This window comes from Nesterenkonia alkaliphila (assembly GCF_009758175.1).
GTDB classification, from domain to species: Bacteria; Actinomycetota; Actinomycetes; order Actinomycetales; family Micrococcaceae; genus Nesterenkonia; species Nesterenkonia alkaliphila.
In genome coordinates this window covers 1-13,743 of sequence record NZ_WRPM01000098.1, presented here as the reverse complement: position 1 = coordinate 13,743, position 13,743 = coordinate 1, and the positions used below count along the sequence as shown (strand labels likewise).

Sequence of the window (13,743 nt, the reverse complement as noted above, 5' to 3'; positions counted from 1 at the left end):
GCGGGACCTCTAGAGCCCCTGCCCAGCCTCCCAGAGCCGCTCAGAGGTTCCGGTAAGCAGAGCGTCCAGGGAGGTGGCCTGGGCATCGGTGAGTGAGGCCACGTAGTCGATGATGCCGCGGCCCACTGCCTGCCGGCGCAGCGTGGGTTCATCGGCGGCATCCAATAGCTCAGGAGCCTCTTGGCGCAGCCGGAAGATATCCTGCTCGGCCAACTCCACCAGGTCCAGGAGCCGCCGGGGCGCCCGGCGGATATCGTGAGCATCCTGCAACCAGGCGGCGAAACCCCGCACGATGCGCTCCAGCAGCCGGGCCTGGCCCCGCTGGTACACCGTGAGATCGGCCCGGTCCAGGATGAACCGCTCATGGAGGAACTTCAGCACCGCCACCTCATGCCAGGCAGCCTGGCTGAGACTGACATGCCCGGAGCGCACATGCGGCTCAGCGTGGACCTCCACCGAGCTCTGCAGATGGCTGATCCAGGTGGCGGTGAAGGCCCCCAGCGCTCGCTCGGAGTCTCGGGAGCCGTCGAAAGGTGCCAACAGCAGCCCCTCCACTACGTCCTCATTGACCCGGTCCACCGCCGAGGCGAAGACCTCCACATTAGCGATCCAGCCGTCCTTGGTGTGCAGGCGGCGCCAGAGCAGTTCCAGGGAACGGCCCGGCACGCGCATAGTGCGCTCCAGCTCAGTCCGGTCCACACCGGCCAGTTCGGCGCGCCCGGTGCGCCAGGCTTTGAACTCTGCGGAGATCGCAGCCTGGTTGAGCAGACCGGCGCGGTAGAAGTCATCCAGATCGTGCAGGGAGTATGCGATGTCATCGGCAATGTCCATCACGGAACATTCCACTGTCTGCTGGTGCTCTTTGATCTGTGGATATGCGGACCGGGCTTGGATCATCTGGTGCCGGTCCAGGGTGTAGGCGGCAAACTTCCGCGCCCCGGCAGCATCTGGGGACAGCCCGCGCTCGGTCTGCGGCCCGGCCGGCCGGCCGATCCCCTCTGCACGGATCCACGGGTACTTCAGCACTGCGGAGCGTACTGCCGCAGTCAGGTTGAGCCCAGCGTCGGCGCGGTTGTACTGGTCCAGGCGGGTGAGGATCCGGAAGGACTGGGCGTTGCCCTCAAACCCCTCGGAGAGCCCGAACAGCTCCCGGGCCAGCCTGTCCAGAGTCTGCTCCCCCAGATGCCCGAACGGCGGGTGGCCGACGTCATGGGCGCAGGCTGCGGCCTGAACCACCACCGGGTGGCAGCCGCCCAGGCGCTCCAGGGTCTGGCGGGCCTGTCCCTCAGCAGCGGCCAGTGAGACCGCCATCGCCCGGGCCACGGCTGCCACCTTCAGCGAATGGGTCAGCCGGTTGTGGATGGCCAGCCCGGCGCCGGTCTGCGAGATCACCTGGGTGACCGCCGAGAGGCGTGAGAAATAGGGTGAGAATCTGATCCGCTCCAGGTCAGCGCGGAACTCCGGCAGGCGCTCCACCCGCTGGAAATCCTCGAGAGTTTCCGGGACAAAACGGGCAAGCCGGACGTCAGTCTGCTGATCACTCACAGTGACGAGTCTATGCTCCGCCAGCGCGGCGAATACATCAGGTCCCTGCCGCTGATCGATACGCACCTCCTGATCCGATACGCCACCGGGCAGAAACGGCCCTCGCGTAAGACGAAGTCGATCAACCGGGGGCGGGCCGTCCTATGCCCCGAGCAGCGCCAGCGGAACAACCGCAATGCCGTCCTCTCGCCGGTAGGCGTATTTACCTGTAGTCAGGACTACGAGATCTGCTATCTCATCCTTGAGCTGTTCCTTCAGCCACAATAGGTGCTTCACATCGTTGGGTTCCACAGAGGCTGAGAGCTTGACCTCGATTCCGACGACCTGACCCCCACGTCCCTCCACGATCAGATCAACCTCGTGATCCCCGTTTCGGGTGCGAAGATGCCCCACCCGCGCCCGAGCTGCTTCGGCTGCCACTTTCACACTCAAGCTCGCCAGGGACTCAAACAACGGCCCTGCCATATGCGCTCCCCGTGGTGAGGAGAGCCTCATCGCATTGAGATTCAGCAAACGGGCCGCCAATGCTGGATCCGCAAGCTGATGCTTAGGCGCCTGCTGCAGCCGCGCAAATGGATTGAGGCTTGGGCTCCACCCCGGCGTCGGATCTAGGAGCCAGAGCTGAGTCAGATGGTCTCGGTACGTGATCGTCGTTCCCTTGGCCGGCTGATGCCCATCTCCGGCAGTGGTGGCATCTAAGATCTCCGAGTATTTGGCAGGACTGGAAGAGGCTGCGGCATAGGCTGCAAGCCAACGTCGAAGGACTTCAGGCCGACGGGAGGCGAAGCCAAGCTCGGGAAGATCGCGGTCAATGACCCGCTGCACATAGGTTTCGAGCAGGTCTTCGCGATAGAGCGCTGGGCGTGACGTGATGCCGGGGAATCCGCTGGCGGCCACGGCCTCCATATAATCAGCGGCCCTAAAATCAGTGGAACCCTCGACCACCGCCTCCCCCTCCCCCAGCAGCTCCTTCAGGCTCACCGACGGGGAAACTTCTCCTCTTTCATACAATGCCATCGGCCTCATGCGCAGAGACAGGATTCGTCCCGCCCCGCTGTGAGTTCCCTGGCTAGAGACCGGTGTGGCGCTGCCAGTCAGCAGGAAACGACCCGGTGGCGCCTGGTCATCTACTTGACGGCGGACTGCATCCCATACCTGAGGCAGTTTCTGCCATTCATCGATCAGCACAGTTCCCCCAGTGCTGCGCGAGAACGACGAATCTGCACTCAGCAGAGCCCGCTGATCCTCGTCGTCCAACATCCATGCCGACGTCGCCCGACGTCTCGCGGTCGCTGTCTTCCCCACGCCCTTAGGGCCTTCGATCGCGATGGCAGGTGCCATCTTAAGGAGCTCATCCAGTTGGACGTCAAGGGTCCTCGGTCGATAGCTCATACCTGTAATGTACCTTGAGCATCCCTTCTAATGAACCTCCAGCAGTTCCACAACTGAACTAATAGCAGGATTCTCACTGGACTATGAGCATCTTCTTCATTGGACATTTCCGCACGCGCTACAGTCCCGCGCCGTGAGCACTGGGAAGTGTGGCTGCCGTGTACCCTGGGACGGCGCAACTACGTGGAGACTCTCATCCGAGCACCTTTGGACAAACACTGGGAGCACACCCAAGACTGTGCCCTTCGGATACGCCACTACCGTGCTGCCCGGGTTGAGGCTTTCGGCTCCGGGTAGTGGCGCTGTCTCCCGCCGCCCGATGAGGCGGTGCCTGGATTCATCTCCGCCGATGCCACGATCCGCGAGCACTTCGAGGAGCGGACCGGGCGGTTCAGGATCTCGGTCACAATCGCCAATGAGCGGACAGGACCGCTGTTCGGCTACCGGGGCTGGTTCGAGCTGGAGTTCTTCGAGGCGGAGCGGCTCAAAGTGCGCCCGGGCCTACGGCCCAAGCGGGAGCACCATCCCAAGGCCTAGGCCCTAGCAGCCCTGAAACTCGCAGGGGAGCCCGGCTATGGGAGCATGAACTGCATGACTGAGATGTATGTGGGCTCTGAAGTCGGTCAGCTGCGGCAGGTGATTGTGCACCGGCCGGGCACTGAACTGTTGCGCCTGACCCCGGAGACTAAGGAAGAGCTGCTCTTCGACGACCTGCTGTGGGTCCGCCGGGCCCAGGAGGAACATGATCAGTTCTCCGCGGCTCTAGAGTCCGCTGGGGCCGAGGTGTTGCACCTGGACGCCTTGCTGCGGCAGAGCCTGGCCGTGCCTGAGGCCAAAGACTTCGTACTGGACCACACCTTCGATGAGCGGGTCTACGGGCCAGCTGCTGCGCCGCTACTGAGAGAGGTGGCCGCAGGACTGGACGAGGCTGCCTTAGCCGAGCTGGTCATCGGCGGGCTGACCAAGCGCGAGCTGCTGGAGCTCACCGATGAGCCGCGCTCGGTGGTGCTGCACTCGCTGGGCCCGGATGACCTGGTGGTGGCCCCGCTGCCGAATCATCTCTTCGCCCGGGACGCCTCATGCTGGGTCTACGGCGGGGTGGCGGTGAACTCGATGCAGAAGCCTGCCCGGATGCGGGAGGCGGTCACCTATGAGGCGATCTACCGCTGGCACCCGCAGTTCGCGTCCGCCAAGTTTTCCCGCTGGTCGGACGGGCTCACTGATGGTCAGGCCACTGTGGAGGGCGGCGATGTGCTGGTGATCGGCAATGGCGCCGTGCTGGTGGGGATGAGCGAACGCACCACTCCACAGGGAGTGGAGCGGCTGGCCGAGCGACTCTTCGCCGCCGGTGCAGCAGACCGGGTGGTGGCCCTGGATTTGCCCAAGGCGCGCTCCTTCATGCACCTGGACACGGTGATGACCATGGTGGATGAGCGTTCCTTCATCGAGTATGCAGGCCTCGGCGAGTTGGCCTCCTACACGCTTACCCCGCGGAGCAGCCAGAGCGAGCCAGCGGAGGTGGAGCTCAACATTGCCGATCATCCCCCGGGCGGGGCACACCGGGCGATTGCCGAAGCGCTGGGCCTACATGGACTACGGATCCTCACCGCAGAGCAGGATGTGCACTCTGCGGCCCGGGAGCAGTGGGACGACGGCTGCAATGCCCTGGCCGTGGCCCCCGGCGCGGTGATCACCTATGACCGTACGCCCACCTCCAATGCTTTTCTGCGAGAGTCCGGGATCGAGGTCATAGAGGTTCCCGGAGGCGAGCTGGGGCGTGGCCGAGGCGGCCCACGATGCATGAGCTGCCCTACTGTGCGGGAGCCCGTGGACTAAGCCGCCACACAGATTCACAGTAAAGTCACAGAAACTAAGATCACAGGATGATAACGCCGCTGCATCCCCGTGTTTCCGGGGAACTTGTGGTTACCTGGGAGTCACCCGCAGGTTTGACGTGATCATTTTGAGACTCTTTACTGGACTGCGGACATTCCGAAGTGATGTTTCTGTGACCTTTCCATCGCGTCACACACCAGCACTGGCAGAATCAACAACCTCAGTGAGGACCGAATACCTATGAAGACAACTAAGACTTTCAAGAAGCTCCTGGGCACCTCCGTGGCAGCTGCGGCTCTGGCCGGCGGCGCCGTTGTGGCCCAGGCACCTATGGCCAACGCCTCCAGCGACTGGGACCGACTGGCTCAGTGCGAGTCCGGCGGCAACTGGTCCATCAACACCGGCAACGGCTTCTACGGCGGACTGCAGTTCATGAAGTCCACCTGGGACGCCATGGGCGGCCAGCAGTACGCCGAGTACCCGCACCAGGCCACCCGTGAGCAGCAGATCGCCGTGGCCACCGAGCTGCAGGCCCGCTACGGCTGGGGCCAGTGGCCCTCCTGCTCAGCTCAGCTGGGCCTCTCCGGCAGCCCCAGCGGCGGCAGCTCCACTCCGGCTCCACAGCCGCAGCAGCAGCAGAGCCAGCCTCAGCAGCAGCAGTCCCAGCCTGCCCCGCAGCCCCAGCAGCAGCAGAGCCAGCCTGAGCAGCAGTCCCAGCCGGCTCCGCAGCCCGAGGCCGAGCCGGAGACCCCCTCCTGGCAGTGGGCCGGCGCCTACTCCGCCGAGCCGAACACTGATGTGGAGACCTCCGAGGAGACCTACGAAGTGCAGCCGGGCGATTCCCTGGCCTCCATCGCCGAGGAGCTGGGGATCGAGTGGCAGGACCTGTGGGGCGCCAACTATGAGGAGATCGAGGATCCCAACCTGATCTACGTGGGCGATGAGCTCAAGCTCCCGGTCCTCGAGACTGAGGATAACGAGGACGAGGACGAGTCCGGGAACTGAGTCCTCACCGGCTGATAGAGACGGCCTCCAGACCCTCCGGGGTCATGCTGAAGACCACCGTGCCGTGCAGATCAGTGCGGTACACGGCGGCCCCCAGGTCCTGGAGCGTACGGAGAATCTCCTCCGCGGGATGACCGTAGCTGTTCTGCTCCCCCACTCCGATCAGGGCAACCTCGGGCTGGGCATGCTCCAGCAGTTCAGTTCCACCGTTGGCAGCCCCATGGTGGGAAACCTTCAGCACATCAATATGCTGCGGCAGCCCACCCCGGGCGAGCAGCACAGCGGCGATCTCCTCCTCGAGATCACCCAGCGCCAGCAGGCGCAGCGGATTTTTCGCGGATCCGACTGCGCCTGCTGGCGTTTGTGCATCCCAGAGCTCGAATGCCACCACCAAGGAGTTGTCATTGGGGTTGGGGTGGTAGTCGGGTGCAGACCAAACGCTCCAGGTCACTGGGTAGTCACGGTGATCCTCGAGTGTCTCACCCAGCTCGGCGCGGCGCTCCGGGACCTCCAGCACCAGTCCGTCAGTCTCCGCCACGGCATCCAGGACACTCCAGCCGGAGGTTCCTGAGTAGAGGATCTGATGGATCTGGGCGACCTGGTAGACCCCGGCGGTGCCGCCGTAATGGTCCAGATGGTCATGGGTGATCATCAGCATCGGTACCTGGTTCACCTCCAGCTGCCGCAGACAGGCCGCGGCCGCAGCCGGTTCCTCCCCCGCATCCACCACCACCGCAGCGTCCTCACCGGTGCGGATGACCAGCATGTCGCCCTGGTCCACATCGCAGAGCGCGAATCGCCAATGCTGCGGGGGTCCGCCTCCGCCCAGCAGGCCCCAGAGGACGGCACCCGGGATGATCACCGCTGCCAGTCCGCCGGCTGCGGCACTGAGCAGCAGTGCCTCTGACCACCCCGGCCGCCGCCGAGCGGTGATCACCAGGCGGCTCAGGACCACTGCGGCCGCAGTGTAGAGTCCGGCCAGCACCCACCCCCAGGGTCCTTCCGGCCAAGGCGCCAAGGCCTGCGGAAGCTCCGCGGTGGTTCTGCCGACCGCGGCGATGCCGGCTGCCGGGAAGCCGGCAAGCCAGAGCAGGCCGGCCGAGCCCCAGGGAAGCGTGGTGGACACCACCGCGGCCAGAGTGCCGGGAATGGTCGCCAGCGGAAGCAGCGGGGCGGCCACGATATTCGCCGGCACACTGTAGAGCGTCACACCTTCTGACAGCGGAAGCAGCACCGGGGTGACCAACAGCTGGGCCGAGACTGCCAGGGCCAGTGGACCGGAGATGATCCGGGGCAGGCGCAGGCTAAACCAATCGTTGAGCCGGGCACCGATCAGCACGATTCCCAGGGTGGCGGCCACAGAGAGCTGGAAGGCCGCCTGCACAGCGAACCAGGGTGAGAACCCCAGCAGCAGAATCACAGTGCTCAGCAGCAGCGCAGAGGAGGCCCGGCCCCGGCCTGCGAAGACGGCCAGCGCGCCGATGGCACCCATGACACTGGCCCGGATGACGCTGGGGGCGGGTTGGACCAGCATCACGAACAGCAGCAGCCCGACCAACAGCAGCGGCACGGTTCCCCAACGGGGCATGCGCATCATCCTGGCTAGGCCCAGCAGGGCGCCGAGAACCAATGAGGTATGTGTGCCGCTGACCACTGTCAGATGGGTGAGACCTGATACCCGCATGGCCTCGGTGAGCTCCGGGCTCATCCCGGAACGATCGCCCAGGATCACCCCGGGCAGCAGGGCAGGAGCATCCCCGACGCCGTGGCGAGAATGGTCTCGGGTGGCGCTGCGCAGCTCGTTGAACACCTCATGGGCCCGGCTGCGCGCATCCGGGGGCAACTGCTGCGGGCTCTGGTCCCCGAAGCTGCGCAGCAGCGCTGTGGTGCGATCTCCGCTGGCAGTGGGCGCAGCGCTCACCAGTGCCCGGTACCGGTGACCAGCGCGCAGCTCAGCATCACTGAAGATCAGCACTTCTGCCGTGACGCTGCGTTCGTGTTCAGCGCCGGGGCTGCGGTGGCTGATCACCACCGCCTCGGTCCGGTACCCTGCCTGTTGATCCCCGCGGGGCGTGAAGGGATGGGAGTCGCGGGTGACCCGGAATGTGACTTCCACCGGAGCCTCCGATTCCACCGCCTGGTTCCAGCCGGAGGCCTGATGGCCGTAGTGGGTCTGGGCGGCAGAGAGCACCACCCCGGCTGCCAGGCCGGCGCAGAGCAGCAGCTGCGGCAGCACTGCAGCGATGCGCGGGGAGCGCCTGCCCAGCGGCAGCAGAAGCAGTGCCACGACGGCCAGCAGCCCCAGTGCCGCGGCCAAGCGCAGTGAACCCGCCGCGGTACTGTGCACCGCCAGCAGGGCAGCGGCCCAGCAGCTGATCGCTGCCGGCAGCAGCCGCAGGTCCAGAGGTTCCCGCTCGTTCATGGGTCACCAGGTGACCTGTTCGGCGATGTTCTCAATGATCGCCGGGCCGATGCCGCTCACTGCGGCCAGCTCCTCCAGGGAGCTGAATCCTCCGTGGCTTTCCCGGTAGGTGATGATCCGCTGCGCCAGGGCTGGGCCGATTCCTGGCAGCTGTTCCAGCTGACCGGCTTCAGCAGTGTTGATATTGATCACCGCACTCTCCTGCCCCGCGGCGTCCTCTGTGCCGCCTGTCGGGGGAGGATGGTCCCCGCTTGCCAGCTCCTCAGTGGTGGGCACATAGACCAAGGAACCGTCCTGGGCCTCAGCGGCGAGATTGAGCCCGTGCAGGGCTGCCTCCTCCGTGAAGCCGCCGGCAGCCTCCACGGCATCTGCTACCCGGTCTCCCGGTTCCAGCTCCACAACCTGCTGCTGTGCCACAGCACCGGCCACGTGGACCACCACTACCGCGGGCGACTCCTCCCCGGACCCGCCGGGACGCTCCTGAGGCCGCTGCTCCGCGGTGCTGTCCAGGGTTGGCGGTTCGGGCAGCTCAGCGGTCTCCGGACGGCCCGTCACCCAGGAGACGGCGGCCCAGCTGAGCAGAGCAGCCACGGCTACGGTCACTGCACCGGCACGGAGGCTGATCCGGGCGGGGGCCGCATGCTGCTGTAGGCGTTCGGCGCGCAGCCGCTCACGGCGGCTCAGCAGCGCCTCCGGGTCGCCGGCATCCCTGCTGAGTTCACCACGGGGAGGGTCAGGCTGCATGGCCTCACGCTAGGCACCAGGGCGCACCGGCCGGGTGCGGATCACCCGCTGTGAGGAGCGCGCGGCGTGTCCGCCGCCCAGCCGGGGCAGTTGGGGAAAACTCTAAGTGTTAGGGCTGTGAGGCACAGCGCTGGTGACACAGACTCCCAGAGCGCCTAGGCCCAGATGCGCGGCCAATCCAGGCGGGAGCTCCACGACGGGCACCGGCTGAGCCGAGTGCGGCTGCAGGGCCTGGGCCAGCTCGGCGGCCTGTTCCGGGTTTCCGCAGCACTGCACGCCAATCAGCGCCCGGTCCACATCTGCGGCGCGCTCAGCGGCCAGCGCAATCATCCTTGCCGAGGCCCGCTGCATCGAATGGGCCCGTTCCAGCAGCTGAATCTCTCCGGCGCGCAGCTGCAGTACCGGCTTGATCCGGATCATCGTGCCGAAGAGTGAGGCTAAGGGGTTGATTCTGCCGCCGCGGCGCAGCTGTTCCAGGCTGGGGACCGCGAAGACCGAGTATGAGGAGGCCGCAGCTGCCTGGGCAGCGGTTGCCACCTGTTCCTGACTCCCGCCCAGCCGAGCACTCAGCGCCGCCTGAATCACTGCCTGGCCCAGGGCCAGGCCTGCCTGCTGGGAGTCCAGCACAGTAACTGGCAGGGCTGCCTGGTCTGCGGCCAGCCGGGCGGCGTCGCAGGTTCCGGAGAGGTTGGCGGCCAGGTGCACCGAGACCACTGCGGCGAATCCTTCACGGTGCAACTGCTGATAGGTCTCAGCGATCCGGCCCGGGGAGGGCCGTGAGGTGCGCACCGGCAGGCCCTGGGCCAGGGCCAGCGGCAGGTCCCGAACCAGTTCCGGCGAGGCCTCTGGGTAGATCTCGCTGCGCGGGCCGGTTTCGATCATCACCGGGATCGGCACCACTTCGATCTGTTCACCGAGCAGGCCCAGCTGCAGCCGGCCGGTGGCGGGGTCCACCGGAAGCGCGCAGGCAGCATCGGTGACCACCGCGATCCGGCCCCGGGTGCGCCGCAGATTGGGCTTGCGTCCCGGCAGCTCTGCCCGCCGGGCGTGCAGCTCGGCGTCCAGTGCCTGGATCCAGGGCTCAAGCATCACAGCAGAGTACTGTTCAACCCGTTACCACGTTGACAAGTTTGGGAGCCCGTACGATCACCTTGCGGACTCCGCCGTCCTCCTCGATGTAGCGCTGGATCTTCGGCAGCGCCAGGGCCTGGGCCTCCAGGTCCTCTGCACTGATATCGGCGGGGACCTCCAGCTTGTCGCGCAGCTTGCCCTTGACCTGCACCACCGCGGTGACCGTGTCCTCCACCAGCAGCGACTCCTCATAGGCGGGCCAGGCGGAGTTCGCCACCGAGGGATCGTGGCCCAGCATCTGCCACATATCCTCTGCGGTGTAGGGCGCCACCAGGGAGAGGATCTGGGCCGTGACCTCTGCGGCCTCGCGCACCGCGGGATCCCCGGCTCCGGCACCGGAGTCGATCTCCTTGCGGGCGGCATTGACCAGTTCCATGATCCGGGCGATGACCACGTTGTACTTCTGATCATCGAGCAGGGACTGGGCATCTGCGATAGTGCGGTGGGTGATCGCACGCAAGCCGGCAGCACCGGCGGCCGGGTCAGTGCCGGGGGCACTGGTGACGTCCTGGGCCAGCCGCCAGGCCCGGCCCAGGAACTTCTGGCTGGCGGCCGGGGAGACATCTGCCCAGTCCACGTCATCGGCCGGTGGCGAGGCGAAGACCATGGTGAGCCGGACGGCGTCGACCCCGTACTCATCCATCTGCTCGGCCAGGTCCACCCCGTTGCCCAGGGACTTGGACATCGCCTTGCCGCCGTTGAGCACCTGCCCCTGGTTCATCAGCGCCTTGAAGGGCTCGGTGAAGTTCACCAGGCCCATGTCGTAGAGCACCTTGGTGAAGAACCGGGAGTACAGCAGGTGCAGGATGGCATGCTCCACCCCGCCCACGTACTGGTCAACCGGCAGCCGCGCATTGACCTTCTCCACGTCGAAGGGGGCCTGAGTGTTCTTCGGGTCCACATAGCGCAGGTAGTACCAGGAGGAATCCACAAAGGTGTCCATAGTGTCGGTGTCCCGGGTGGCGGTGGCACCGCAGGCCGGGCAATCCACGGTGACCCAGTCGTTCAGACCTGCCAGGGGCGACTTGCCCTTGGGCCGCAGGTCCTCACCCTTGGCCTCGGTGGGCAGCTGCACCGGCAGCTGGTCCTCGGGCACCGGCACCTCGCCGCAGTCCGGGCAGTGGATCACCGGGATCGGTGCCCCCCAGAACCGCTGGCGGGAGAGCAGCCAGTCGCGCAGCCGGTAGTTGGTGGTGGCCCGTCCGGCACCCTTGGACTCCAACCAGTCGATGATCCGGGCCTTGGCCTCCTCGACCTCCAGCCCGTCCAGGGAGATCTCGGAGTTTGCGGAGTTGATGGCCGGTCCCTCGCCGGTGAAAGCCTCGCCCTCGAACTCGGCTGGGGGCTGCACAGTGCGCACGATCGGCAGATCGAAGGCCTTGGCGAACTCCCAGTCCCGCTGATCCTGCCCGGGCACGCCCATCACCGCCCCGGTGCCGTAGTCGGCCAGCACGTAGTCAGTGGCGTAGACCGGCATCTTGGCCCCGGTGGCCGGATTGGTGGCGTGCACGCCTAGGAACACCCCGGTCTTCTTCCGGTCGGCGGACTGCCGCTCGATCTCGGAGACCGATTTCAGCTGCTCCCGGTACTCCTCCAGGGCGGCCCGCTGCTCCTCCGTGACCAGTTGTGCGGCCAGATCCGCATCGGCGGCCACCACAAAGAAGGTGGCCCCGAAGATGGTGTCCGGCCGGGTGGTGAATACGGTGACGGTGTGCCCGCCCTCGACGGGGAAGTCCACATGGGCGCCCTCGGAGCGGCCGATCCAGTTGCGCTGCATGGCCAGCACCCGCTCGGGCCAGGCGCCCTTGAGCTGGTCCATATCATCGAGCAGCCGGTCGGCGTAGTCGGTGATCTTGAAGTACCACTGGTTCAGGGCCTTCTTGGTCACCGGGGTGCCGCAGCGGTCGCAGACTCCCTCGCCGACCACCTGCTCATTGGCCAGCACGGTCTGGCAGCTGGGGCACCAGTTGACCGGTGAGTCCTTGCGGTAGGCCAGGCCCTGCTCGTAGAACTTCAGGAACAGCCACTGGGTCCACCGGTAGTACTCGGGGTCTGAGGTGTGCAGCCGGGTGGACCAGTCGGCACTGATCCCGTAGCGCTTGAAACTGGCCGCCTGGGTCTCGATATTGGTGTAGGTCCACTCGGCAGGGTGGGCATTGTTCTTGATTGCGGCGTTCTCCGCAGGCAGCCCGAAGGAGTCCCAGCCGATCGGGTGCAGCACGTTATAGCCGCGCAGCCGGGCGTAGCGGGCGGCCACATCACCGATCGCGAAGGCCTCGGCGTGGCCCATATGCAGGTCCCCGGAGGGGTAGGGGAACATATCGCAGACATACTTCTGGGGCCGCTCATCGGCGGGATCGACCACAAAGGTCCCGTCCTGGACCCAGAACGGCAGCCATTTGGCCTCGATCGTCCGGAAGTCATAGGACTGCTTTTCAGCGGTTTCGCTCACAGGTGCGCACCTCAAAGATTCACGGGAATTTCGACTCAGCACAGTCTAGTGCTTCCCTGCCGCAGTTACTCTGATGCTGATGGGAAAAACACAGAGTACGACGCCGCCCCAGCCCCGTTTCCTGCCCACCAGCTGGGTGGGGTACCCGCGCCGGCAGGCTGAGCCGCAGATGGTGACGGTCCGCTTCCCCCTGGGCGGGACGCGGCTGAGCACCGAGGTGGCGGTGTGGAAGTATGCCGCCGCGGCGTCGTCCTCCCCGCCGCCACGCCTGCTGATGATTCACGGTTTCCGGGGCGATCACCACGGAATGCAGCTGATCGCTGACGCGCTGCCGGAGTTCGAGGTGTGGGTTCCTGATCTGCCGGGCTTCGGGGCCACCGCCCCGGTGCGCAGCTCTTCCGGGGAGCGGGTACAGCAGCGGGTGGAGGTCTACGCCGGTTTGGTGGAGGCTCTGGCGGCCGAGCTCAGACTGGGGCGCGGCGATACCCTGCTGGGGCACTCCTTCGGGACGATCGTCTGCGCTGCTCATCTGGCTGCCCATCAGCGGGAATGGGACCGGCTGGTGCTCAGCGCCCCGATCAGCCAGAGCATCTTCCGCGGCCGGCTGCTGCCCGGTGCTGCGGCAGTGGAGGCCTACTACCGGCTCTGCCAGGCGCTTCCCGAGCCAGCAGCCGATGCGGTGCTGCGCTCCGCCGCCGTACTCGAGGTGATGAACCTCACCCTGAGTGTAGGTTGGGACCCCGAACTGAGCGCCTTTGCGAAGGATCAGCATCGGCAGTTCTTCGGCAGCTACTCGGACCGGCGGACGCTGCTGGAGTCCTATCACGCCTCCAGCAGGCACACTGTGGCCGACTATGCTCAGCAGCTCCGGTTGCCCACCCTGCTGGCCGCCGGAGCCAAGGATAATCTGAGCACCCCCGCAGGGCTGCGAGCCCTGCGTGATGCCCTGCCTGAGGCGCGCCTTGAGGTGATCCGCGGCTGCGGCCACCTCATCCACTACGAGAAGCCTGCCCAGTTGGCTCGCGCGATCCGGCGGTTCTGTGCTGGTCCCGCCGGCGGGGAGACCCCGCTCGGCTCTCGGCCGGCTTGCGCCGGCCAGCACGCCTAAAGCAATGCATCTAAGCGTCTACTGCTGCAGCACACCCGTATCATCAGCTAGTGGTCCGTCTCTGATTTAGCTTGCCATTTCGGTGAGTTTCGCTCGTGCTCGGCGGGT

Annotated in this window: 10 protein-coding genes; 4 read left to right on the top strand and 6 right to left on the bottom strand. The window is 66.1% G+C overall.

Annotated features, from left to right (window positions below; all coding sequences use genetic code 11):
• Positions 1 to 9: 9 nt before the first annotated feature.
• Positions 10 to 1,545 (bottom strand): deoxyguanosinetriphosphate triphosphohydrolase family protein, encoded by a 1,536-nt coding sequence (locus tag GNZ21_RS13710; protein ID WP_188503683.1) that lies wholly within the window; start codon positions 1,543 to 1,545, stop codon positions 10 to 12.
• A gap of 141 nt (positions 1,546 to 1,686) precedes the next feature.
• On the bottom strand, positions 1,687 to 2,886 hold the full coding sequence (locus GNZ21_RS13705) for an ATP-binding protein (protein WP_331250828.1): 1,200 nt from the start codon (positions 2,884 to 2,886) through the stop codon (positions 1,687 to 1,689).
• Positions 2,887 to 3,264: 378 nt separating this feature from the next.
• On the opposite strand from GNZ21_RS13705, the gene GNZ21_RS13700 reads away from it, so the two are divergent.
• The 3 genes from GNZ21_RS13700 (at position 3,265) to GNZ21_RS16105 (ending at position 5,778) form a co-directional block, all read left to right on the top strand.
• Positions 3,265 to 3,474 carry a DUF4166 domain-containing protein gene (locus GNZ21_RS13700; protein ID WP_188503684.1) on the top strand — a complete coding sequence of 70 codons (210 nt, stop codon included), beginning with the start codon at positions 3,265 to 3,267 and terminating at the stop codon, positions 3,472 to 3,474.
• 54 nt (positions 3,475 to 3,528) lie between these two features.
• On the top strand, positions 3,529 to 4,773 hold the full coding sequence (locus GNZ21_RS13695) for an arginine deiminase (protein ID WP_157325306.1): 1,245 nt from the start codon (positions 3,529 to 3,531) through the stop codon (positions 4,771 to 4,773).
• A 240-nt stretch (positions 4,774 to 5,013) separates the two neighbouring features.
• A complete protein-coding gene (locus tag GNZ21_RS16105; RefSeq protein WP_157325304.1) occupies positions 5,014 to 5,778 on the top strand; it encodes a LysM peptidoglycan-binding domain-containing protein in 765 nt (254 codons plus the stop codon).
• A 4-nt stretch (positions 5,779 to 5,782) separates the two neighbouring features.
• On the opposite strand, the gene GNZ21_RS13685 is transcribed toward GNZ21_RS16105, so the two are convergent.
• The 4 genes from GNZ21_RS13685 to leuS all read right to left on the bottom strand — a co-directional run bounded on the left by GNZ21_RS13685 (position 5,783) and on the right by leuS (position 12,566).
• Entirely contained in the window at positions 5,783 to 8,200 is a 2,418-nt protein-coding gene (locus GNZ21_RS13685) for a ComEC/Rec2 family competence protein (RefSeq protein WP_157325302.1), read from the bottom strand.
• A 3-nt stretch (positions 8,201 to 8,203) separates the two neighbouring features.
• Complete coding sequence (locus GNZ21_RS13680) at positions 8,204 to 8,944, bottom strand: helix-hairpin-helix domain-containing protein (RefSeq protein ID WP_157325294.1); 741 nt, start codon at positions 8,942 to 8,944, stop codon at positions 8,204 to 8,206.
• A gap of 102 nt (positions 8,945 to 9,046) precedes the next feature.
• Entirely contained in the window at positions 9,047 to 10,033 is a 987-nt protein-coding gene (locus GNZ21_RS13675; RefSeq protein ID WP_157325292.1) for a DegV family protein, read from the bottom strand.
• Between the two features lie 16 nt (positions 10,034 to 10,049).
• Positions 10,050 to 12,566, bottom strand: coding sequence for a leucine--tRNA ligase (leuS, locus tag GNZ21_RS13670; protein ID WP_157325416.1), 2,517 nt, complete (start codon positions 12,564 to 12,566; stop codon positions 10,050 to 10,052).
• Between the two features lie 40 nt (positions 12,567 to 12,606).
• Here leuS and GNZ21_RS13665 point away from each other — a divergent pair, with 40 nt between their 5' ends.
• Entirely contained in the window at positions 12,607 to 13,635 is a 1,029-nt protein-coding gene (locus GNZ21_RS13665) for an alpha/beta fold hydrolase (RefSeq protein WP_157325291.1), read from the top strand.
• Positions 13,636 to 13,743 lie beyond the last annotated feature (108 nt).